Below are 22,581 nucleotides of genomic sequence, written 5' to 3'. Positions count from 1 at the left end.
GCAGCCGCTTCTTCTTTCGGGAAAGGAAGGATGAAGCATGAAGAAGATCCGTATCCCGGAACGGCAGCTTCCGATCTTGGGATCGGCGGACGCGGTCGTCATCGGCGGTTCCTATGCCGGGGTCGCCGCCGCGCTCGCTTTGGCCCGGGAAGGGCTCAAGGTCTGGCTGGCCGAGCCGCGTACGTTCTTGGGACGGGAAATCACCGCCGCCCATCGGTATTGGATGAGCGGAGAAGAGGCGAAGCTTCACGAATTGGCGGGCGGGAGCCTGCAAGCCGCTGGATCGGAAGAGGCGGCGGCTGGAGACGATGGCGGCGAAACGGCGCTGCACCCGGACCGCGTCAAGCTGTACTTGGAGGATCGCCTAGCGGAAGCGGGCGTGAATCTGCTGTATGCGACGCTTCCGGTTCGGATCGAACGGGAAGCGTTTGGGCGGTTCCGGGTGGCCATCGCCAATAAATCGGGCTTGCAGCTGCTGACGGGCGGCATTCTGATCGACGCGACCGAGACGGCCGTTACCTCCTTCTGCGGGCCGAAGGGAACAGGCGGCGCGATGGGGCTGCGGGGTGCGTCGGCCGCCGGGCAACCCGAGACCGCGAGGTACGCCCGGGTGCTGGAGTTTACCGGATACGCGGGCAACCCGATAACGGAACCGGCGGAGCTTCGGGTGCCGGCCGCCCTCGGGATCGCGGACCATCGCATCGTGCTGCGCCGGGGATGCCGGGGAGCGGGGCACGTGCTCGCCGAAATGGTGCTGGAGCTGCCGGCGGAATCCACTTGCGAAGCCTCGCATAAGCGGGAAAGCGAAGCGCGGCACCGGTCGATGGCGCTTGCCGCTTACTTGATCGCCGAGACGGAAGGCTTCGGCGGCGCCTTCTTCGCCGCGGCGTCGACGGAGTTGCTCGGTCCGCTGCCGGTCGGCATCAAAGACAACTCGGCGCAAACCCTTGGGCCCGAGTCCTTCGCGCGGGCAGGCGGGATTTGGTATGCTTCCGGCGCCGGCCTTCCGGACCGCCGCTGGTTGAACGCCGGCACCGCCGCGGCGGAAGGTGAACGGCTGGCTTACGCGGCCTTGGAAGCCAGCCGGACGGAGAAGAAGGGCGGCGGTTCCGAGACCGGATCGGAAAGCCTGCGCGGTTCTGCCGGCGACGATTCGGAACCTCCGTTGCCCTGCACGGTCCACATGCCGGTTTCGCCTCAGCAAGGCAAGCCTTACCCCTTCGCGCCTTTCGGCTCTTTCGATGTCCCCTTAGCCGGCGAATCGGACGTATTGGTTGCCGGCGGCGGAACCAGCGGCGCCACGGCCGCCATTACGGCGGGCAGGGAAGGGGCCCGAACCCTCGTACTCGAAGGAAATGACGGGCTGGGCGGAACGGGCACGGTCGGCGGCGTCGACAGCTATTGGTTCGGCAGGCGCGTCGGTTTCGCGGAACGGATTACGGCCCTCGTCGAAACGCAGCACCGGCGGCTCCGCTACACGGGGGGCAAATGGAACATCGAAGCCAAGAAGCACGCCCTGCTTCAGGAGACGGAAGAGGCCGGGGTCAAGGCGAGGTTCCATGCGATCGTTTTCGCCGCGCTGAAGCAAGGCGATAACGTGCGGGGCGTGCTGGCCGCCACCCGCTGGGGACCCGCCGCCTATGTGGCCGGCGTAACGATCGACGCCACCGGCGACGGCGATCTCGCCGCGTTCGCGGGAGCGGATTTCGTCTACGGGTCGGAGAGGGACCGGACGGTCATGTGGTATTCCTTGGCGCAGTTCGAGAAACCCGGGCGCACCCAGAACAATTTCACGAGCATGGTCGACGTCTCCAACATCGAAGACTATACGCGCGCCATCCTGACCGGCAGGCGGAGAGGCCGCGTTACGCACGACCACGGGGTTTACGTCGCCACGCGAGAGAGCCGGCATATCCGCGGAGACGTCGTCATGACGCTCGCGGACCAGTTGCTCGGCCGGTTGTGGCCGGACGTCGTGAACGTGCACTTCAGCAATCACGATATCAAGGGCTTAAGTACGGCCGACTGGGTGAACGTCGGGGCGATTCCGCCGAACCTGTTCATCGAAATTCCTTATCGCATGCTGCTGCCGCAAGGACTCGAGGGCATTCTGGTCGTCGGCAAGGCGATCTCCGCGACGCACGACGCGCTGCCCGCGATCCGGATGCAATCGGATCTCGAGAACTTGGGCGGCGCAGCGGCCCTTGCCGCCGTGCACTCGCTCCGACAAGGCGTATCGCCGCGCCGCGTGGACATCCGTCAGCTGCAGCGCCGGCTCTCCGATGCCGGACTGCTGCCGGCCGATACGCCGGAACGCAAGCTGGCGCCGATCGCGTACGACGCCGATGCCCTCGAGCGCCTGGCGGACGGATTAACCGGGGATCTCCCGCTGTACCATTACTCGAACATGCGGATGAACGAGACGTTCCAAGGTTCGATCCCGTTCGCGGAAATCTGTTCCGCCGGCCCCGCCGCGATTCCCGTTCTGGAGAAAGCGATGGCGGAGGCGGAAGGAAGGAGGCAAGTCCACCTCGCGCAGGCGCTGGCGATGCTGGGTTCCCCGGCCGCCGTGCCGGTGCTGCTCGCGGATATCGAACGCCTTCTAGCGGCCGGTCCCAGCCTTCCGGAGCGCCGGGACGATTTCATGTACGTGCAGCTGCCGCCGGACCATGGCGCCATGCCGGATTTGGCTTATTTGCTTCATTCGCTCGCCCTTACCGCCGACCCGCGCGGCATTCCCGTATGGGAGGCCGTCGCGGACCGTCTTCATCCGGCTGAGGACGACTTTAAAGATATGCTCAAATGCACGTTCTACTACGTGCAGGCCGTATGCCTCGGAGCCGAACGGCTGGGCAGCCCGGCCATGCTGCCTGCGCTTCGGAAGCTGCACGGGCACCATCCCTTGCGGAACCTCGCATGCCGGGATGGTTTGCAGCCGGACTACTTTGAGGAGCGGCGCGCACTGCTGGAGCTTATGATCGGCCGTTCCATGGCCCGATGCGGCGACCCCGAGGGGTACCGCATCCTTATATCCTACCTGGATGACGTGCGTGCGCTGCTGTCGGAACACGCGCATGCCGAGCTTGCGTCGATCTCGGAACGCGACTTCGGCAAAGATCCGTGCGCCTGGTCGAATTGGCTGGATGCCGCTTCCCAAGCCCAAGCAGGGGCGATGCCGCCGTGCCCGTTCCAAACCCGGTACGATCGGGTTTCCGACAGCAGCGTCCTGCTGCGGCGCGTCGTCTGATTCTTAGGCTTATCGCCTCGCTTCGAACGCATATGCAAAGAGCCCATCCCCGATGATAGCGGTGAGATGGGCTCTTTATCGCGTACCCCGTAGGGAAACCAATCAATTCGTCGCGAACACTTCGCAGATAAACAGCTGACGCTCCTGCATCAAGTTCACGATATTCCCGTGCACCGATACCATGGGGCGCGTCGGATGGTTGCGATCGGAGAATACGATCTCCCCGATCCGCCCGTCGTTCAGCCGCACGAACACGCCGTAATGGAACTGCGTGGTCCGTTCGATGAACGTCTGGACGAACAGCGGGTCCAGCTTGCCGAACGCCTCCGCCTGCAGCTCCTCCAACACCAAATACGGCGACTCCGCTTTTTTGTAGTTGCGGTTGGACGTCATCGCATGGTACATGTCGGCGATGGACACGATTTTGGCGTACGGATGGATCTTGTCGCCTTTGACTTTCATCGGATAGCCGCTGCCGTCGATCCTTTCATGATGCTGCAAAGCGGACAGCCACACCCCTTGGTTCAAAGCGGTGCTTCCCTCCAGCAGCCGGAAACCGTACACGGTATGCTGGCGGACTTCCTGCAGCTCTTCGGGGGTCAAACGGCTCGTCTTGTTCAAGATGGCGCTGTCCACCTTGACGTTGCCGATGTCATGAAGCAGACCCGCCATGGCGATCTGCAGCCAATCCTTCTCGGGAAACTTCGCCCATTTGGCCAGCAAGTAAGACGTCATGGCGCACAGAACGCTGTTGCGCAGCAAGACGTCCTCCCGGTTCCCGCCGCCCGGAACCAAGAATGAAATGACGTTATAGTCGTCTATATGCCTCAGCAAAGCGGTAAGCCCGTTCCGCAGTTCCAATACCGGAAGCTTCATCCCGGAGCTCATCATGGAGAACGTGCGCTTCATCAGCTTCTCCATTTGGACGAATTCCTTCTGGAGGGAAGACAGCTTGACTTCCGACCCGGCAGCGCCGGACTCGTCCGCACCGGACTCGGGGTCAAGATCGTCCATCCCCGAACGCCGGATATCCACGGAAGGGATCAAAAATGCCTGCAAAATTTCCAGATCGCGCTCGGATAACGTGCGTCCTTCTTCCATCAAGACGCTGCCCAAAGCGGTCTGTACGTCGCATCCCAATCGGTCGCCGACTTGCGCCTGCATCAAGGGAACAACCGGCATACGGGGTACCTCCTTTTTTAGATTCGCTCCCGCGGATGATTATTCTTCGGCGGATGGCTCCGTTCCTTCCCCTTCATCAGCCGCTTCTGCCGGATCGCCGTTCTCATCCTGCTCGTCCTCGCTGCGCGGCGCTCTCGTCACCGTGGAAACCGCGTCATCTTCCCGGATATTGATCAGCTTGACGCCCTGCGTAATGCGACCCATCGTATTGATAGCGGACATGCTGATGCGGATCAAGGTGCCGGAAGTCGTCATGATCATCAAGTCTTCGTCGTCCTGAACGACTTTAAGGCTGACGATCGGTCCGTTCTTATCGGTGATATTGAGCGTCTTGATGCCTTTGCCGCCGCGGGTCTGCGTGCGGTATTCGGACATCGGCGTCCGCTTGCCGTAGCCTCCGGTCGTCACGATCAGCACGTCTTTGTCCGGATCCACGACGTCCATGTCGATGACGTGATCCTCTTCATCCAACGCGATCCCTTTGACCCCGGTCGCCGAGCGGCCCATGGCCCGAACGTCCTGCTCCGGGAACCGGATGGACATGCCGTTGCCGGTGGCCATAATGATCTCGCGTTCGCCGTCGGTCAGCTTGACGCCGATCAAGTCGTCGTCTTCCCGCAGGGAAATCGCGATCAAGCCGACCTTCCGGATATTCGAATAGTCGTCGAGCGGCGTTTTCTTCACGATACCGTTGCGGGTCGCGAAGAACAAATAACGGTTCGGCTCGAACGACTCCACCGGAATCACCGCGTTGATCGTTTCCCCTTGCTCGATCTGGATCAAGTTGATGATCGGGGTCCCCCGCGCCGTCCGGCTTAAGTCCGGAATCTCGTACGCTTTCAGCCGGAATACCCGCCCCTTGTTCGTGAAGAACAGCAGGTAATGGTGGGTGTTCGAAATGAACAGGTTCTCGACGTAATCGTCTTCCTTCGTGCCCATTCCGGTCACGCCGCGGCCGCCGCGCTTCTGGCTGCGGTAGGTGGATACCGGCGACCGTTTGATGTAGCCGGAGTGGGTCATCGTGATGACGACGTCCTCGCGGGGAATCAAGTCTTCGTCGAGGATTTCGTTGTCGCTGTGCGTGATTTCCGTACGACGTTCGTCCCCGAATTTGACCTTGATTTCCTCGAGCTCTTCGTCGATGATTTTAAGCTTGAGCGACTCATCCGCCAGGATCGCCTTGTACTCGGCGATCTTTTGCATGAGCTCTTGATATTCCTGCTCGATTTTCTCGCGCTCCAAGCCGGTCAGCCTTTGCAGGCGCATGTCTAGAATGGCCTGGGCTTGGTCGAACGAGAGGCCGAACCGGTTCATTAACCCGTCGCGCGCTTCCTCGGTCGTCCGCGAAGCCCGGATGAGCGCAATGACCTCGTCCAGGTTGTCGAGGGCGATCCGCAGTCCTTCGAGGATGTGGGCGCGCGCTTCCGCTTTCTTCAGATCGAATTCGGTACGGCGGGTGATGACGTCGACCTGGTGCAAAATATAGTAATGCAGCATATCCCGCAAATTGAGCACTTTCGGCTCTTTGTTCACGATCGCGAGCATGTTGATGCCGAAGCTCGATTGCATCGGGGTATGCTTGTACAAATTGTTCAGCACGACGTTCGGATTCGCGTCTTTGCGCAGCTCGATGACGATCCGGATGCCGTTGCGGTTCGATTCGTCCCGAAGGTCGGTAATGCCTTCGATTCTTTTCTCGCGCACGAGCTCGGCGATTTTCTCCACGAGCCGGGCTTTGATGACCTGGTACGGCAGCTCGTGTACGATAATGCGCGCTTTGCCGCCGGTCTCCTCGATGTCCGCCCGGGCCCGCATCGTAATGGATCCGCGTCCGGTGCGGTACGCTTGGCGAATGCCTTCCCGCCCGAGAATATAGCCGGCCGTCGGGAAGTCCGGACCGTGGATGTATTCCATCAAGTCTAGCGGCGTCAGCTCGGGGTTGCGGATCAGCGCCTGCGTGCCGTCGATGACCTCGCGCAGGTTGTGAGGCGGAATATTCGTCGCCATGCCGACGGCGATGCCCGTGTTGCCGTTGACGAGCAAATTCGGAAAACGGGCGGGCAAAACGGCCGGTTCCTGTTCTTCCCCGTCATAGTTGGGATTGAAATCGACCGTTTCCTTGTTGATGTCCCGCAGCATCTCGAGCGCGATCTTCGACATCCGCGCTTCCGTATACCGCATGGCCGCCGCCGAGTCGCCGTCGATGGACCCGAAGTTGCCGTGGCCGTCCACGAGCATGTAGCGCATGGAAAAATCCTGCGCCATCCGGACCATCGCTTCGTAAATCGGCGAGTCCCCGTGGGGATGGTACTTACCGATGACCTCGCCGACGATTCTCGCCGATTTCTTATAAGGTTTGTCGGGAGTCATGCCCAGCTCCGACATTCCGAACAAAATCCGCCGGTGAACCGGCTTCAGTCCGTCCCGTACGTCGGGAAGCGCACGGCTGACGATGATGCTCATGGCATAATCCATGAACGATTCCCGCATCTCGGTTCCGATGTCGCGGTCGAAAATGTGGGAACGTTGCTCTTCCGACATGAAGATCCTCCTAACCTGGCCTAAACGCAGGAATTGCCGGGCACGCGGCGGATACACCACCGGAAACAGCCCGACATAAAGTAAATCGAAAACATAAAAATATTATACCATAACGCAACCGGGAAAGGTTGGAACCATAAGATGCCTATCCAACGCGTCGTGAGCAAGTGGGCCAAGACAAGCGTCCTGATGGCGGACCCCCGTCTCCGGCAATACGTGCCGGTGACGCAACCCTTTAACCAAGCCACGCTCGAGGACATGCTGGACCGTTATGGCATGGTTTACGTCAAGCCGGTGAAAGGCACCTTCGGCAAAGGCGTCATTCGGGTGGAAAAACGCCCCGGGAAACGCTCTCCGTATGGATTCCAATCCGGCGTGCATAAATATCGTTGCTCCTCGTTCGAGGAGTTGTTCCAAACGTTATCCCGGGTGAAAAAACGGAAAAATTATTTGGTTCAACAGGGGATTGAGCTGCTGAAGTACGACAGGCGGCGGTTCGACGTCCGGATCATGGTCCAGCTGAGCCCGGAGTCCGAATGGGAAACGACCGGTTTGATCGGAAGGCTCGCGCATCCGCGGAAAATCGTGACGAACTACCACAGCGGAGGCACGCTCATGCCGGTCGAAAAGCTGCTCGGCGTTCATTTGGACGGCCGAAAGTTGAATGATTGCCTCACGCGGCTGAAGGACCTCGGCACCTCCGTCGCCGAGGCCCTGCATGCCCAATATCCGGGTCTAAAAGAAATCGGGATCGATGTCGCCGTCGACGACCGATTCGTACCCTGGATCCTCGAGGTCAACACCAAACCCGACCCGTACATTTTCCGCAAGCTTCCCGACAAATCCGTCTTCCGCAAAGTTTATCGATATGCCGCCCTGTACGGCAGGTTTCGCAAGCGGAAATCCCGCATCCGTACCGCTTAACGATTCGGCAAGCAGCGAAACGTTAGATATCGAGATTTTTAACGTATTTCGCGTACTGATGGATAAAGTCCCGTCTCGGTTCGACGTTGTCGCCCATCAGCGTGTCAAACATGATGTCCGCCTGCAATGCGTCTTCGATGCGCACCTGCAGCATCGTCCGGCTGTCGGGGTCCATCGTCGTTTCCCACAGCTGCTCGGCGTTCATTTCCCCCAAGCCTTTGTACCGCTGGACGTTGACTTTGGCGCCTTCTCCGAATTCGGCGATGATCTGGTCGCGTTCTTTCTCCGACTGCGCGTAACGGACTACCTTGTTCCGTTCGATCTTGAACAGCGGCGGCTGCGCGATGTACACGTAACCCGCCTCGATCAGCTTGCGCATGTAGCGATAGAAGAACGTCAGCAGCAGCGTGCGGATGTGCGCGCCGTCGACGTCGGCGTCGGTCATGATGCAGATTTTGTGATAGCGCGCCTTGCTCAGGTCGAAATCGTCGCCGATGCCCGTGCCGAGCGCCGTGATGATCGCCCGGATCTCCGCGTTGCTCAGGATTTTGTCCAGCCGCGCTTTCTCGACGTTCAGGATCTTGCCGCGCAAAGGTAGGATCGCTTGGAAATGACGATCGCGTCCTTGCTTCGCGGACCCGCCCGCCGAATCGCCTTCGACGATGAACAGTTCGCTGATCGAAGCGTCCTTGGAGGAGCAGTCGGCCAGCTTGCCGGGCAGGGAGCTGACTTCCAGCGCGCTCTTGCGGCGGGTCAGTTCCCGCGCTTTGCGAGCGGCTTCCCGGGCACGGGCCGCTTGCAGCGATTTATCGATGACCTTCCGGGCGACGGAAGGGTTCTCGTCCATGAATTCCATCAGCTTCTCGGCGAGCAGCGATTCCACGATGCCGCGAACCTCGCTGTTGCCGAGCTTCGTCTTGGTCTGGCCTTCGAATTGCGGCTCCGGGATTTTGACGGAGATGATGGCCGCCAGCCCTTCGCGCACGTCGTCGCCGGTCAGATTCGACTCGCTGTCCTTCACGAAACCCATTTTGCGCGAGTAATCGTTGATGATCCGCGTCAGCGCGCTCTTGAAGCCGGACTCGTGGGTGCCGCCTTCGTGCGTGTGGATGTTGTTCGCGAAGGAATAAATGTTTTCCGTGTACCCGTCGTTGTATTGCAGGGCGATCTCGCAAGCGATATTGTCCTTCGTGCCTTCCACGTAGATCGGCTGCTCATGCAGCGCCTCGCGGGTACGGTTCAAGTATTGGACGAATTCGACGATGCCGCCGTCGTACTTGAACGATTCGCTGACGCCGGTCCGCTCGTCGGTAATCGTAATGCGAATGCCTTTATTCAAGAAAGCCAGCTCGCGAATCCGGCTGACCAACGTGTCGTAATCGTATTCCGTCGTTTCGGTGAAAATTTCCGGATCGGGCTTGAAATGGGTCTGCGTGCCGGTTTCGTCGGTTTCCCCGATCTCCCGCACGTCGTACTGGGGCACGCCGCAGCGGTATTCCTGCTGGTGGATTTTCCCGTCCCGTTTGACGGTCACGACCACCTGCTCCGACAAAGCGTTCACGACCGAGACGCCGACCCCGTGCAAGCCGCCGGAAACCTTGTAGCCTTCCCCGCCGAACTTGCCCCCCGCGTGAAGCACGGTCATGACGACTTCCAGCGTGGATTTCTTCAGCTTCGGATGTTCCCCGACCGGAATGCCGCGGCCGTTGTCGGTCACGGTGATGCTGTTGTCTTCATGAACGACAATGTTAATCGTATCGCAGTAGCCCGCCAAAGCCTCGTCGATGCTGTTGTCCACGACTTCCCACACCAGATGGTGCAGGCCTCTGCCGCTCGTGGAACCGATATACATCCCGGGACGCTTGCGTACCGCTTCGAGTCCCTCGAGGACTTGGATCTGGCTTTCATCGTACGTGTTTTGCTGCGTATTCACGGACAAACCCTCCACCGCCTTCTTTGCGCTGCCGAGCAGTTGCCTATTTGCCATACGGACGAGCCGTCCGCCGCGTTGCGGCAGCCGTTACTCATCCAGGTGATGAGCCCTTTTCTTCAGAGTGGACGAGGAGATCGGCGAAAAATAAACCCGGTCATCCGTCAAAACGATCGATTTCGGCTCTTCTTCCCCGATCGTCTCCACGCCGCGGTTCTTCTGGGCCTGCGCCACGAATTGCCGGGAAAGCTTGGAGGAGTGCTCGATCGATATATCGAAAATGGCCACGACCTGCGACGTCCGGATGATTTTCTCGCCGCCGAGATGAATGTACATGGGCACCCTCCTTGTTACGACAGCAGCGTGCCGCCGCGAACATGAAAAACGGCGGCATCCTTGAGCCGGCTCATGTTCACGCTTTCCAAACCGGTGGTCGTGATGAACGTCTGCACCCGGCTTTGAAACGTTTCGATGAGCTGGGTCTGCCGCATTTGGTCCAATTCCGACAATACGTCATCCAGCAGGAGAATCGGATATTCTCCGATTTCCTCGCGCATCAGTTCCAATTCTGCGAGCTTCAAGGATAACGCCGCCGTCCGCTGCTGACCCTGGGATCCGAACGCTTGGACGTCCTTGCCGTTGATGGCGAACGCCAGATCGTCCCGATGGGGTCCGGTCATCGTCGTGCCGCGGCGGAATTCCTGCTCCTTGCTCTGAGTTAACTTTATCATAAATTGCCGGAATAAAGAAGAATCATCTTGGCCCATGACCTCTTCCGGAGATCCGAAGGAAGGGCGGTAGACGACCTCCAGCCGCTCCGAATCCGCCGTGATGCCGGCATGGATTTTCTCCGCCCATCGCTGAAGATGCAGTATAAAGTTTTTCCTTCTTTGCATCATTTTAACACCATATGCGACCAACTGTTCGTTCCATACCTCGAGCATCGCGTCGGACGCCCGCGAGAGGTCCGTCGCTTTGAGGTAGTTGTTGCGCTGCTGGAGCACCTTCTGGTACTGCTGCAAATCGTACAAATAACCGGGATGCACCTGGCCGATTTCCATATCCATGAATCGGCGGCGCACGCCCGGCGCTCCTTTGACGATATCCAGATCCTCCGGCGCGAACAGCACGACGTTCAGCGAACCGACGAAACCGCTGAGCTTGCGCTGCTCCAGCCCGTTCAGCTTGGCTTTCTTGCCTTGGGCCGAAATCGCAAGCTCCAGCGTCACGGTGCCGAGTCGCCGCTCCAATTCCGCGCGGATGCGGGCGGAAGAGGCGTTCCAGCCGATGAGTTCTTTATCCTTGGACGTCCGGTGCGATTTGGTGAGCGCAAGAACGTGGATCGCTTCCAGCAGATTCGTTTTTCCTTGGGCATTCGGCCCGATGAAAATGTTGACGCCGGAGCCGATCGCGAGCTTAAGCGAATCGTAATTGCGGTATCCCTGAAGCTCGATCGATTTCAATTGCATGCGAGGCTTCCTTTCCGGCCCTGGTCGCAGGCTTCGTCGGCAACCCGGGCGCAAGCGTCCTGCCTGCTAACGTGCGGCGACGGTGAACGTGCCGCAACCGTCTACCTGAACGACGTCGCCGGGCACGAGTTTGCGTCCCCTCCGGTTGTCCGGTTCTCCGTTCACGAGCACCTTCGTCTGCTGCAGGAACGCCTTGGCTTCACCGCCCGTAGCGATACAATCGGCCAGCTTCAGCAGCTGACCGAGGGTGATGTATTCCGTTGAAATGCCGACGTTTTTCATCCGCCATCCCTCAATTCGTCGTTCGATAAGGCAGGATCAAATGCAAGCTGTGGTCGAAATCGCGCGGTTTGATGATGATCGGGCTCATCGCGCCGGTGAAGCCGATGAACAATTCTTCGCTGTCGACGACTTTGAGCACGTCCAGCATGTATTTGGAGTTGAACGCGATTTTCAGCGGTTCGCCGCTCCAGCGCACCGAGTCCAATTCTTCCTTGACCCGCCCGATTTCGGAAGAACTGGAGGAAATTTCAATGTCGCCGTTCTCCAAGGTGGACAAGCGGACGATATTCGTCTTTTCTTCCCGGGAGAGCAGGTACGCGCGGTCGATCGCGTCGCTGAGCATCCGGGTGTTCAGGACGAGTTCTGTTTTAAAAGTTTGCGGAATAATCTTTGAAGTATCCGGATAAGTTCCGTCGAGCATCCGGGAGAAGAACAGCACGTTGCCCAGCTTGAACAGCACCTGGTTGTCGGCGACGACGATGTCGACCATCGCGTTCTGGTCGGGCACGATTTTGGCGAGCTCGGAGAGCGTCTTGCCGGAAATGACCACGTTCGAGAAACGCACGTCCTGCGTTTCCACTTGGGCCGTGCGGCTGGCCAGCCGGTGACGGTCGGTCGCCACGAATTTGAAAGTGCCCTCGTTTAAGCTCCACAGCACACCGGTCAGGATCGGAGAAGCTTCGTTCGTCGAAACGGAAAAGACGGTCTGGCGGATCATATCGCGCAGCAGGTCTCCCGGCACGGATACGGTCTGATCCTCGGACAGCGTCGGAAGCACGGGAAACTCTTCGGGATCGAGTCCCGCGAGCTGGATATCCGTGGATCCGGAACGGATCATCGTCTGGAAACGGTCGCCGACGTCGATATGCACTTCTTCGTGAGGCAGCTTCTTGACCATTTCGACGAAAAACTTCGCGGGAAGCACGACGCTGCCCGTCCGTTCGACGGTGGCGATCGTCTGCTCCGCCGTTTCAATAGGAATAAAGCTTTGAATGGAAATGTCGGTATCGCTGGCGGTCAGCGTGATTCCCGTGAAAGAGGCTTCGATCTTGATCCCGCTGAGGATCGGAATCGTCGTCCGGGAAGATACCGCCTTGGATACGTTCTGGATGGCCTCGTTCAGTTCGTGGCGCAGAATCGTCAATTTCAATGGGTTCACCTCGTTATTTGCCCATATTGTATCATGTTTAAAAATAAAGTCGTAGCAGTAGGGCCCCTGAATATGTGGATAACGCGAAAAAAGTCGAAAAGAAAGCCTATCCACAGTGTGAATGAAATGTGCATAGGCTTTATCATTATCCTCAGGATTCAAGCGTTCAAGTTTTTGATCTTTTCCGTCAGCGCGTGGACGATTTTGTAGAGCTCCTGGTCGACTTTCAGCTGTTGGGAGATTTTCTCGTGGGCATGGATGACCGTCGTATGGTCGCGGCCTCCGAATGCGTCGCCGATCTTCGGCAGCGAATAATCCGTCATTTCCCGGGAGAGATACATGGCGATCTGCCGCGGGAAAGCGACGGCTTTCGTGCGTTTGCGCGCCTTGAAATCCTCCAGCTTCAGCCCGTAAAATTCGCCGACGCGCTGTTGGATGTCCTGAATGGTGATCATCCGGTTGCGGCCGGTCGGCAAAATGTCTTTCAGCGCCTCCGCGGCCAAGTGGGACGTTATGTCCTGGTTCGTGAGCGAGGAATAGGCGACGATGCGGATCAGCGCGCCCTCGAGCTCGCGGATGTTCGTGTCGATCATGTTGGCGATGTACATCATCGCTTCGTTCGGGATATCGAGATTCTCCGCCTTCGCTTTCTTGCGGAGGATCGCGATCCGCGTCTCCAGGTCCGGCGGCTGGATGTCGGTGATCAGTCCCCATTCGAACCGGGAGCGCAGCCGCTCCTCGAGCGTCGGGATTTCCTTCGGCGGCCGGTCGGAGGAGATGATGATCTGCTTGTGCTCCTCGTGCAGCGCGTTGAAGGTGTGGAAAAACTCTTCCTGCGTGCCTTCCTTGCCGGCGAGGAACTGGATGTCGTCGATCAGCAGCACGTCGATGTTGCGGTATTTGTTGCGGAAGCTTTCGCCGCGGTTGTCGCGGATGGCGTTGATGAACTCGTTCGTGAATTTCTCGGAGCTGATGTACAGGACTCGCATATGGGGATTGCTTTCCAATATGTAGTGTCCGATCGCGTGCATCAGATGCGTTTTGCCGAGACCGACTCCTCCATATAAGAAGAAGGGATTGTATGCCTTCGCGGGCGCTTCGGCCACGGCGAGCGAGGCGGCGTGGGCGAAGCGGTTGCCGGCGCCGATGACGAACGTGTCGAACGTGTATTTCGGGTTCAGCATCGACAAATTCTCTTCGGGCGGCTGCGGTTTGACCGCGGGGGCCGGCGGAAACGGCGCCGGCGGCTCGGAAGCCTGCGCTTCCTCGATGGAAAACTTCACGTCGACGGTTCTACCTAAATAATCGGCGACCGTCGAAGCAACCAATTTCATATATCGGGACTCCAGCCATTCGGCCGTGAATACGTTCGGAGCCGTGACGACCAGAACGTCTTCGCCAAGGAAGGAGGCTTTGGTGGATTTGAACCAGGTATCGAAGCTCGGTTTGCTGAGCCTGGTTTGGATCACCGACAACACTTGTTGCCAGATCTCGCTGTTGCGGCTGTCCACGTATCGCTCACTCCTTTATACACGCTAATAGCCCGCTCAGGACGCCAAAGAGCCAACGAAAAACGACCTCGCCGCCTGGGTGTGAAAGGACGGAGAATGTCGTTTTTGCTTGGATTCAAAGAAAAAAGATAACTTCGCCGCGAACAGGCCGATCAAGTTATCCACATGATTCCCTGAATTCTTTGCTGGATTGTCCAGATGGGAGGGGATTTGTTCACAAAGTTATTCACAGGGTGTTGATAAATCCTGGGGAAAAAGTAGAAATCCACTGAGAAGAACATGACTAATGATAGCAGAGAAACCCGCGGAATTCAACGAAATTCCGGCTGTTATCCCCAATTTCAATAACTTGTGGAGATTGGATATGCACAGCACAAGATATTGTTGATAAATTGTGAGGCCGTTCGACAAAACACTGAATAAGTCGAAAAAACCGTATTTTGTTATGCACATGTGAATAAGTTTTTCTCGAAATCGCGATTCCCGGTTGACTTTTCGCGCCCAAAATGGTTAAATAGAAAAACCTGAGTTTTCACGTAAGGGGGTATCAATTCATGGGTCCGACATTTAAACCGAATGTCAGCAAGCGCAAGAAAGTTCACGGCTTCCGCGCTCGGATGAGCACGAAGAACGGCCGTAAGGTTCTGAAAGCCCGCCGCCATAAAGGCCGCAAAGTTCTGACGGCATAACGATCAAAGACCACCGCGGTGGTCTTTTTTCTTATTTTCTGGTCCAAAATTGTGAGGGAGGCCGCGGAACGGATATACGCGCGGCGGATGATGGAGCGGATCGCGTGCAGAGAAAACTACGGCTGCGAAAACGAGAGGACTTCGGCAAAGTGTACCGGCAAGGGCGTTCGTTCGCGAACTCCCAGTTCGTCGTGTATTGGCGCAGGCAGACGAATCCGGGCTGTTTTCGGCTGGGCGTGTCCGCGAGCAGCAAGCTCGGCGGCGCCGTCGTGCGCAATCGGGTGAGACGCAGGGTGAAGGAAATCGTGCGGCTGAACGCCGCCAAGCTGAAGAATGAGTACGATTTGATCCTGATCGTGCGCAAGCCCGCTTTGAACATGACGTATAAAGAGATGGAAGGAAGCGTGCTGCACGTGCTGCGGAAAGCGGGTCTTCTGATCGGCACCGAGCCGGCTCCGAATGCCGGAGGCCGAAAGACCGGCGGTCCGCGGAAACCGGGTACCGGAAAACCTTCGCGCACGGGGAAGTAAGCGTTGCCTCGCGCTTTATTTTGCCTTTCTTCTTATGGTATAGTGAACATGAGACTCAGACGAATGACGGAACGGTTTTGACCGCATGTCCATGAGGTTTTTTCAACGGGATCGTAGAGAGGAGTTAACGGTTTTGCTGCGAAATCGCAAATGGTGGATCGCGGTCGGCGCGGTGGCGCTGATGTCGATCCTATCCGGCTGTTCGCCGACGACGAAGACCTCGACGACGGAAGAAATGCTGAACAGCCATTCCTGGTGGATCAAGAACGTGGTCTACTGGTTTTCCTTGATGTTGGACAAGTTCGCGGAATGGTTCAACGGAGAGTACGGGGTTGCCATTCTGCTGCTGACGATCATCGTCCGGACGATCATTTTGCCGCTCATGATCAAGCAGTATAAGAACACGAAGGCGATGCAGGCCCTGCAGCCGGAGATGAAGCAGATCCGGGAGAAGTACAAGGACGATCCGCGCAAGCAGCAGGAAGAAATGATGAAGCTGTACCAGACGCACCAAGTCAATCCGCTGGCCGGCTGTCTGCCGCTCATCATTCAGATGCCGATCTTCATCGCCTTGTACAACTCGATCTACATGAACTCGTCCATCCGCGAGCATTCGTTCCTGGGGCTGAAGCTCGGGCTTTCGCCTCACGAAGCCTGGTCGGCCGGCCACCAGTGGTACTACTATTTGATTCCTCTCTGCGCGGCGATCACGACCTTCGTCCAATCGAAGATGATGTCCGCCCAGCAGCAGGCCATGGGCCCGATGAAGGGACTCATGATGGTGTTTCCGGTGCTGATTTTCATCATGGCGATCAATTTCGCGGTCGCGTTGCCGCTTTACTGGATTTTCAGCAACCTGTACACGATCGTTCAGAACTATTTCATGTACGTGCGTGGTTCTTCTAAACCCGAAGAAAAGCCGGATCCGAAAAAAGCGGGAGGCAAGGCCAAGGGGAAAGGCAAGAAGGGGGCCCATGCCAAATGAAAAAGCTGCAGTCGTCAGGCAAAACGGTGGAGGAAGCGGTACGTAACGGTCTCGTCCAGCTGGGCGTGGCCGAAGACCGGGTGAAGATTGCGGTGTTGGAGCAGCCGAGCAAAGGATTGTTCGGTCTGATCGGAGCCAAGGACGCGAGAGTGGAGCTGGAGTTGCTGCCGGACGGCGTGGAGGAAGCATCCGCTTTCCTTCAAGAAGTGGCGGCGGCGATGGGTTTATCCGTAACGGTCGAGCGCGAAGAGGATGTCGACGGCATCCGGCTGAACGTGCAAGGCGCGGATCTCGGGTTGCTCATCGGACGCAGAGGGCAAACCCTCGATTCCCTGCAATATCTCGTCAACATCGTAGCCAACCGCCATTCGGACCGCCATCTTCGCATCGTGCTTGACGCCGAGCAGTTTCGGGAGCGGCGCCGCCAGACGCTGGAGGCGCTCGCCGACCGCATGGCATCGAAAGTCGTCAGATCCGGGAAAGAGATCGTCCTGGAACCGATGACTTCGCAGGAAAGAAAGATTATCCATTCGAGGCTGCAAGGGAATCCGAACGTGAAGACCTTCAGCCAAGGAGACGAACCGAACCGCCGGATCGTCATCGCGGCGAAGTAAGCATTCGTACGGCATTTCATATCACGGAATCCCCATCATTCTCTAAGATGATGGGGAGTTTTTGCTTGGGAGGGCAGCTGACGTTATGGGCATTTCTGAAGATACGATCGCGGCGGTCGCGACCGCCCTGGGAGAGGGAAGCATCGCGGTCGTGCGCGTCAGCGGTCCCGCAGCGGTCGATACGGTAGCCGACATTTTCCGTTCGAAGACGGATTTGCGCGAGGCGGCGTCGCACACGGTACATTACGGCTGGATCCGCGACCCGGAGAAGGACCGGGTGCTGGATGAAGTGCTGGTGACCGTGATGAAAGGGCCGCGTTCATTTACGGCGGAAGACGTAGTGGAAGTCAGCACGCATGGCGGCATGATCGCCGTCCAATCGGTGCTGGAGCTGATTTTGAGGAAAGGCGCGCGGTTGGCCGAACCGGGCGAATTCACGAAGCGGGCGTTCCTGAACGGACGGATCGACTTGTCGCAGGCCGAAGCCGTGATCGACTTGATCCGCTCGAAATCGGAGCGGGCGTTCCAAGTCGCGAGAAAGCAGTCCGAAGGGGCGTTGTCCCGAAAGATCGTTCCGTTGCGATCCCGGCTGCTCGAATTGCTTGCGCACGTCGAAGTCAATATCGATTATCCCGAGCATGACGCGCCGGAGATGTCGGCCGCCGAAATCCGCGAAACGTGCGGTGCCGTCCTGAACGATGTGAACGCCTTGCTAAAAACGGCAGACGAAGGGAAAATACTGCGTGAAGGCATCGTGACGGCGATCGTCGGCCGGCCGAATGCCGGCAAGTCTTCGCTGCTCAACGCGCTGGCGCATGAGAATAAGGCCATCGTCACGGATATTCCGGGCACGACGCGCGATATCGTGGAAGAGACGGTGTCGCTCGGCGGGATTCCGCTGCGGCTGCTCGATACCGCGGGAATCCGCGAAACGAGCGACGTCGTCGAGCGAATCGGCGTGGAGCGGTCGAGAAGCGCGCTGAACGAAGCGGATTTGATCCTGCTCGTCGTCAATTGGAACGAGGAGCTGCACGAAGACGAACGGAAGCTGCTTTCGGAGCTGAAGGATCGGGCGTCGCTCGTGCTCGTCAATAAAATGGATTTGCCGGGACGCCTCCAGATCGAGGAGATCGAAAAGGACTACGGAAGCGACCGGATCGTGCGGATGTCCGTGAAAGAAGGCATTGGTCTCGACCGGTTGGAGGAAGCGGTGTCCCGGCTGTTCTTCCGCGGTTCGATCGAGGCGGCGGATTTGACGTACGTCAGCAACGCGCGGCACGCGGCCGCTTTATACCGGGCGAAGTCTTCTTTAGAGGATGCGATACGGGCATCGGAAGAAGGCGTACCGATCGATCTGATCCAGATCGACATCAGCGCCTCCTGGGAAGCGCTCGGCGAAATTATGGGAGATACGGCCAGCGAGTCTTTGCTGGACGAGATTTTTTCGAAGTTCTGTTTGGGCAAATAAATTCACGAGGAGGGGTACCCATGGGATACAAAGCCGGAGATTACGACGTCATCGTCATCGGGGCCGGCCATGCCGGCGTGGAAGCCGCATTGGCGTCGGCCCGGATGGGCTGCGAGACGCTGCTGCTGACGATCAACCTGGACATGGTGGCGTTTATGCCCTGCAATCCATCCGTCGGCGGGCCTGCCAAAGGACACGTCGTTCGGGAGATCGACGCGCTCGGCGGGGAAATGGGACGCAACATCGACAAAACGTTCATTCAAATGAGGATGCTGAACACGGGCAAGGGGCCGGCCGTTCACGCGCTGCGCGCGCAGGCCGACAAATTCCTGTATCAGCATACGATGAAGGAAACGATCGAGAAGCAGGAGCGGCTGACGCTGCGCCAGGGGATGGCGGAGGAACTGTTGGTGGAAGACGGCGTCGTCCGCGGCGTCGTAACGAAAACGGGAGCGGAGTACGGAGCCAAAGCCGTCGTGCTGACGACGGGCACGTATTTGCGCGGGAAAGTCATCATGGGCGAGCTGATGTACGAGAGCGGACCGAATAACCAGCAGCCGTCGGTGAAGCTCTCCGAAAACCTGCGTCAGCTCGGATTCCAGCTGGCCCGTTTCAAGACCGGAACGCCGCCGCGCGTGCACAAGGATTCCATTGATTTCGACAAGACGGAAATCCAGCCCGGGGACGAGAAACCGAAATACTTCTCTTACGAAACCGAGTATATGGAGCATGCGGAAAACCAATTGCCCTGCTGGCTGACTTATACGTCCGAGGAAACGCACAAAATCATTAACGACAACTTGCATCGTGCTCCCATGTTTTCCGGCGCCATCGAAGGAACCGGCCCTCGTTATTGTCCTTCGATCGAGGACAAAATCGTCCGTTTCACCGACAAGCCGAAACATCAGATTTTCCTCGAGCCGGAAGGACGTTATACGAAGGAATATTACGTGCAAGGGCTCTCCACGAGCATGCCGGAAGACGTCCAGCTGCGCATTTTGCGGTCGATCCCCGGGCTCGAGAAGGTGGAGATGATGCGCACCGGCTACGCGATCGAATACGACGCGGTCGTACCGACGCAGCTCTGGCCTTCCTTGGAGACGAAATTGGTGCAAAACCTGTTCACCGCGGGACAAATCAACGGTACGTCCGGGTATGAAGAGGCAGCGGGTCAGGGCATCATGGCCGGCATTAACGCCGCGCGCAAAGTGAAGGGCGAAAGCCCGGTGATCATCGACCGCTCCCAAGGCTATATCGGAGTCATGATCGACGACCTGGTGACGAAGGGAACCAACGAGCCGTACCGCCTGCTCACCTCCCGCGCCGAATACCGACTGCTGCTCCGCCATGACAACGCGGATCTGCGGCTGACGCCGCTCGGATACGAAATCGGTTTGATTGCCGAGGAGAGGTACCGCAAGTTCCTGGACAAGAAGCAGCGGGTGGAAGCGGAGATCGAGCGGCTCAAGGAAACGAAGTTCCGGCCGGATGAACAGGTCCAAGCGATGTTGGCGGCTTGCGGATCGGCTCCGCTGCAAAACGCGGTGGACGGCCTCAATCTGTTGCGCCGACCGGAAGTGACCTATGAAATGCTGGAGTCGCTGTCCCCTTCTTCCGTCGAACTGACGGAAGAGATGAAAGAACAGGTCGAAATCCAGATCAAATACGCCGGTTATATCGAGAAGCAGCTGCAGCAGGTCGAACGGCTCGGAAAAATGGAAAGAAAAAGGATCCCCGAGAACATCGATTACGACAAGATCCACGGTTTGGCGACCGAAGCCAAGCAGAAGCTGTCCAAGGTGCGTCCGTTGTCGCTCGGCCAGGCCTCGCGGATTTCCGGTGTCACGCCGTCGGATTTGTCCATTTTGTTGGTGCATCTGGAGCATTATAACCGGGTTACGGCGGCGCAGGCGTAATGGACGACATTCAGTTGCTGTTCGCGGAACGATTATCCGCCATCGGCGTCACGATGAACGACCCGGAGAGAATGACCGGCCAATTCGAAGCCTATTACCGGCTGCTCGTGGAATGGAACGAGAAAATGAATTTAACGGGCATTACCGATCGGCCGGCGGTATACGAGAAGCATTTTTACGATTCGTTGACGCTCGCGAAGGCGGCCGATTTCAGTCGGATTTCCTCCATCGCGGACATCGGATCGGGCGCCGGATTCCCGTCTCTTCCATTAAAGATCGTGTATCCGCATTTGAAGATCACGATCGTTGACGCGCTCGCGAAGCGCATCCGTTTTCTCGAAGAGGTCGTCTCCGAGCTTGGGCTCGTCGACGTCACCTGCCTTCATGGGCGAGCGGAGGAACTGGGGCGGCTGCCGGCGCACCGTGACCGCTATGACGCGGCTACCGCGCGTGCGGTTGCCCGCCTCGCGGCGCTTAACGAATTGTGCCTGCCTTTCGTGAAACCGAACGGCCTGTTCATCGCCATGAAAGGATCGGACGTTCGCGAAGAACTGGACGAAAGCTTTCACAGCCTGAAGCTGCTGAACGGCGAATTGCGCGATACGCTGTCGCTTACATTACCGAATGAAGGTTCCGCACGCCATCTGGTCGTCATCGGAAAGAAGGGGCCGACGCCCAAAGCGTATCCCCGCAAATCGGGTTTGCCGATCAAGCAGCCTTTATTGGCAGGCGGCGCGGGAAAATCTTAAACCTATAAACCTCTTAACGCGCTATGTTCCACGTGAAACATTTTTCGGCCCGGCCCGAATCGTGTTCCACGTGGAACATTTTTATTCGTAGCGTATCCTCCGTCTCTGAGGTATAATAGGAGAAGCCGGTTTGGAAGGTTCGCAGATTGCGGCATAGCTGCCCTGCGAGCTCGGTTCATAGGGTCTTCCGAATAGAAAGTCCCGTTTGCTCGCAGATTGCTACATAAGCGTATACGGACACCGGTTTTCAAAGACTGTGTTCGTGTCGGAGTGAAGAGTCGTTGTGCCGCACAGACGCCGGGTGGCGTGCAAGGGCGGCGCTTTTTGTCGCCGGAAATCCGGCTTGCCGCGAACGGTCCGGTCGTTATCCGTGATTCAGAATCCATAAGTTTCACGCCTACTCATTTCTGAATCGCCTCCGTTAAAACGACATTCTCCGTTTCCAATGATCGACGAAGTCGTTGTTGCTTGCTTGCATCTATATCATTGAATGTGGTGATCCAAGACAGATGAAAGAATCGTTCTCTCGTTTGTTAGGCTTGTCTGATCGAAGCGGTCAGGAAGAGGTCAAGCAAATACCGGTCAAGGACGTTCTGCCGAGTCCCTATCAACCCCGCACGGTGTTCGATGACGAACGGATCGACGAGCTTTGCCAGACGATCAAGACCCACGGCGTCATTCAGCCGATCGTGGTCCGCGTGCGCGGCGGCAAATACGAGATCATCGCGGGGGAGAGACGCTGGCGCGCCGTGACGAAGCTCGGCATGGAGACGATTCCCGCCATCGTCCGGGAAATCAACGATTCCCAAGCCGCTTCGATGGCGCTGATCGAAAACCTGCAACGGGAAGGGCTCACCGCTTTGGAGGAAGCGATCGCTTACCAGAAACTGATCGACCTCCACGATTTGACGCAGGAGAGCCTGGCTCAACGTTTGGGTAAAAGCCAGTCGACCATCGCGAACAAAATCCGGCTGTTGCAGCTGGGCGACGAAGTGAAAAACGCGCTGCTGGAGCGCAAAATCACGGAGCGGCATGCGCGGGCGCTGCTTTCCTTGCCGAACGAAGAACTGCAGAACAAACTGTTGGCCGAAATCATCGAGAAAGAATTGAACGTCAAGCAGACGGAAACCCGGGTCGCCTTCTATTTGGAAGTATCCAAACCCGCGAAGAAGAGCCGGATCTCGTTCTCCAAAGACGTCCGCCTTGCGCTCAACACGATCCGCCAATCGGTCGATATGGTCACCGGCTCCGGCATTCCGATCAAAGCGAGCGAGAAAGATTACGAGGATCACTACGAGATCGTGATTCATATCCCGAAAAGATAACTTGCAGCAAGCCCCCGAAACAAGTACGGATGCCGCATGCCGCGGCTTCTACCACCGGTTGCCGCCAGG

General features: G+C 58.0%; 18 protein-coding genes. 10 read left to right on the top strand and 8 right to left on the bottom strand.

All coding sequences use genetic code 11. The features are described 5' to 3' along the window. Positions 1–37 precede the first annotated feature (37 nt). Positions 38–3,247 carry an FAD-dependent oxidoreductase gene (locus PTZ19_RS18370; protein WP_276356542.1) on the top strand — a complete coding sequence of 1,070 codons (3,210 nt, stop codon included), beginning with the start codon at positions 38–40 and terminating at the stop codon, positions 3,245–3,247. Between the two features lie 102 nt (positions 3,248–3,349). Here the strand turns inward: PTZ19_RS18370 and PTZ19_RS18365 are convergent, their stop codons facing one another. Beyond that, the gene (locus PTZ19_RS18365; RefSeq protein WP_276356540.1) at positions 3,350–4,429 is read right to left on the bottom strand and encodes an HD-GYP domain-containing protein; all 1,080 of its coding nucleotides are present in this window, start codon (positions 4,427–4,429) and stop codon (positions 3,350–3,352) included. Positions 4,430–4,468: 39 nt separating this feature from the next. Next, positions 4,469–6,970 carry a DNA gyrase subunit A gene (gene gyrA / locus PTZ19_RS18360; RefSeq protein ID WP_276356539.1) on the bottom strand — a complete coding sequence of 834 codons (2,502 nt, stop codon included), beginning with the start codon at positions 6,968–6,970 and terminating at the stop codon, positions 4,469–4,471. Between the two features lie 141 nt (positions 6,971–7,111). On the opposite strand from gyrA, the gene PTZ19_RS18355 reads away from it, so the two are divergent. Next, a complete protein-coding gene (locus PTZ19_RS18355) occupies positions 7,112–7,894 on the top strand; it encodes a YheC/YheD family protein (RefSeq protein ID WP_276356538.1) in 783 nt (260 codons plus the stop codon). A 22-nt stretch (positions 7,895–7,916) separates the two neighbouring features. Here PTZ19_RS18355 and gyrB read toward each other — a convergent pair whose 3' ends face one another. From gyrB to dnaA, 6 genes are all read right to left on the bottom strand, one after another. Continuing rightward, on the bottom strand, positions 7,917–9,827 hold the full coding sequence (gene gyrB / locus PTZ19_RS18350) for a DNA topoisomerase (ATP-hydrolyzing) subunit B (RefSeq protein WP_276356537.1): 1,911 nt from the start codon (positions 9,825–9,827) through the stop codon (positions 7,917–7,919). Between the two features lie 87 nt (positions 9,828–9,914). Continuing rightward, positions 9,915–10,160, bottom strand: a complete 246-nt coding sequence (remB, locus tag PTZ19_RS18345; RefSeq protein ID WP_276356536.1) for an extracellular matrix regulator RemB — start codon at positions 10,158–10,160, stop codon at positions 9,915–9,917. A gap of 14 nt (positions 10,161–10,174) precedes the next feature. Then, the gene (gene recF, locus PTZ19_RS18340; RefSeq protein ID WP_276356535.1) at positions 10,175–11,293 is read right to left on the bottom strand and encodes a DNA replication/repair protein RecF; all 1,119 of its coding nucleotides are present in this window, start codon (positions 11,291–11,293) and stop codon (positions 10,175–10,177) included. 66 nt (positions 11,294–11,359) lie between these two features. Continuing rightward, positions 11,360–11,575: a S4 domain-containing protein YaaA gene (gene yaaA, locus PTZ19_RS18335; protein ID WP_276356534.1), complete on the bottom strand. Its 216-nt coding sequence runs from the start codon at positions 11,573–11,575 to the stop codon at positions 11,360–11,362. Between the two features lie 10 nt (positions 11,576–11,585). After that, positions 11,586–12,725: a DNA polymerase III subunit beta gene (gene dnaN, locus PTZ19_RS18330; protein WP_276356533.1), complete on the bottom strand. Its 1,140-nt coding sequence runs from the start codon at positions 12,723–12,725 to the stop codon at positions 11,586–11,588. Between the two features lie 158 nt (positions 12,726–12,883). Continuing rightward, complete coding sequence (dnaA, locus tag PTZ19_RS18325; protein WP_276356532.1) at positions 12,884–14,236, bottom strand: chromosomal replication initiator protein DnaA; 1,353 nt, start codon at positions 14,234–14,236, stop codon at positions 12,884–12,886. Between the two features lie 554 nt (positions 14,237–14,790). On the opposite strand from dnaA, the gene rpmH reads away from it, so the two are divergent. The 8 genes from rpmH to noc all read left to right on the top strand — a co-directional run bounded on the left by rpmH (position 14,791) and on the right by noc (position 22,512). Beyond that, positions 14,791–14,925 carry a 50S ribosomal protein L34 gene (gene rpmH / locus PTZ19_RS18320; RefSeq protein WP_276356531.1) on the top strand — a complete coding sequence of 45 codons (135 nt, stop codon included), beginning with the start codon at positions 14,791–14,793 and terminating at the stop codon, positions 14,923–14,925. Between the two features lie 104 nt (positions 14,926–15,029). Beyond that, entirely contained in the window at positions 15,030–15,455 is a 426-nt protein-coding gene (gene rnpA, locus PTZ19_RS18315) for a ribonuclease P protein component (protein WP_276356530.1), read from the top strand. Between the two features lie 91 nt (positions 15,456–15,546). Next, positions 15,547–16,440, top strand: coding sequence for a YidC/Oxa1 family membrane protein insertase (locus PTZ19_RS18310; RefSeq protein WP_422615015.1), 894 nt, complete (start codon positions 15,547–15,549; stop codon positions 16,438–16,440). Continuing rightward, positions 16,437–17,054, top strand: coding sequence for an RNA-binding cell elongation regulator Jag/EloR (gene jag, locus PTZ19_RS18305; RefSeq protein ID WP_276356528.1), 618 nt, complete (start codon positions 16,437–16,439; stop codon positions 17,052–17,054). The genes PTZ19_RS18310 and jag overlap by 4 nt, the downstream gene beginning before the upstream one ends. Before the next feature lie 91 nt (positions 17,055–17,145). Further along, positions 17,146–18,522 carry a tRNA uridine-5-carboxymethylaminomethyl(34) synthesis GTPase MnmE gene (gene mnmE / locus PTZ19_RS18300; RefSeq protein ID WP_276356558.1) on the top strand — a complete coding sequence of 459 codons (1,377 nt, stop codon included), beginning with the start codon at positions 17,146–17,148 and terminating at the stop codon, positions 18,520–18,522. Positions 18,523–18,542: 20 nt separating this feature from the next. After that, positions 18,543–20,438 carry a tRNA uridine-5-carboxymethylaminomethyl(34) synthesis enzyme MnmG gene (gene mnmG, locus PTZ19_RS18295; protein ID WP_276356527.1) on the top strand — a complete coding sequence of 632 codons (1,896 nt, stop codon included), beginning with the start codon at positions 18,543–18,545 and terminating at the stop codon, positions 20,436–20,438. Beyond that, a complete protein-coding gene (gene rsmG, locus PTZ19_RS18290; protein WP_276356526.1) occupies positions 20,438–21,187 on the top strand; it encodes a 16S rRNA (guanine(527)-N(7))-methyltransferase RsmG in 750 nt (249 codons plus the stop codon). Before mnmG ends, rsmG begins: the two co-directional genes overlap by 1 nt. 509 nt (positions 21,188–21,696) lie before the next feature. Beyond that, complete coding sequence (gene noc, locus PTZ19_RS18285) at positions 21,697–22,512, top strand: nucleoid occlusion protein (RefSeq protein ID WP_276356525.1); 816 nt, start codon at positions 21,697–21,699, stop codon at positions 22,510–22,512. Positions 22,513–22,581: the final 69 nt, after the last annotated feature.

This window comes from Cohnella caldifontis, from assembly GCF_029360585.1.
GTDB lineage: Bacteria > Bacillota > Bacilli > Paenibacillales > Paenibacillaceae > Cohnella > Cohnella caldifontis.
Note: the sequence above shows the minus strand (reverse complement) of the source record. Positions and strands in the feature narration are given on the sequence as shown.

Coding starts and splice junctions, on each gene's coding strand:
- PTZ19_RS18370 (WP_276356542.1), top strand. CDS start 38: ATGAAGAAGATCCGTATCCCGGAACGGCAGCTTCCGATCTTGGGATCG.
- PTZ19_RS18365 (WP_276356540.1), bottom strand. CDS start 4,429: ATGCCGGTTGTTCCCTTGATGCAGGCGCAAGTCGGCGACCGATTGGGA.
- gyrA (WP_276356539.1), bottom strand. CDS start 6,970: ATGTCGGAAGAGCAACGTTCCCACATTTTCGACCGCGACATCGGAACC.
- PTZ19_RS18355 (WP_276356538.1), top strand. CDS start 7,112: ATGCCTATCCAACGCGTCGTGAGCAAGTGGGCCAAGACAAGCGTCCTG.
- remB (WP_276356536.1), bottom strand. CDS start 10,160: ATGTACATTCATCTCGGCGGCGAGAAAATCATCCGGACGTCGCAGGTC.
- recF (WP_276356535.1), bottom strand. CDS start 11,293: ATGCAATTGAAATCGATCGAGCTTCAGGGATACCGCAATTACGATTCG.
- yaaA (WP_276356534.1), bottom strand. CDS start 11,575: ATGAAAAACGTCGGCATTTCAACGGAATACATCACCCTCGGTCAGCTG.
- rpmH (WP_276356531.1), top strand. CDS start 14,791: ATGGGTCCGACATTTAAACCGAATGTCAGCAAGCGCAAGAAAGTTCAC.
- PTZ19_RS18310 (WP_422615015.1), top strand. CDS start 15,547: ATGAGGTTTTTTCAACGGGATCGTAGAGAGGAGTTAACGGTTTTGCTG.
- jag (WP_276356528.1), top strand. CDS start 16,437: ATGAAAAAGCTGCAGTCGTCAGGCAAAACGGTGGAGGAAGCGGTACGT.
- mnmG (WP_276356527.1), top strand. CDS start 18,543: ATGGGATACAAAGCCGGAGATTACGACGTCATCGTCATCGGGGCCGGC.
- rsmG (WP_276356526.1), top strand. CDS start 20,438: ATGGACGACATTCAGTTGCTGTTCGCGGAACGATTATCCGCCATCGGC.
- noc (WP_276356525.1), top strand. CDS start 21,697: ATGAAAGAATCGTTCTCTCGTTTGTTAGGCTTGTCTGATCGAAGCGGT.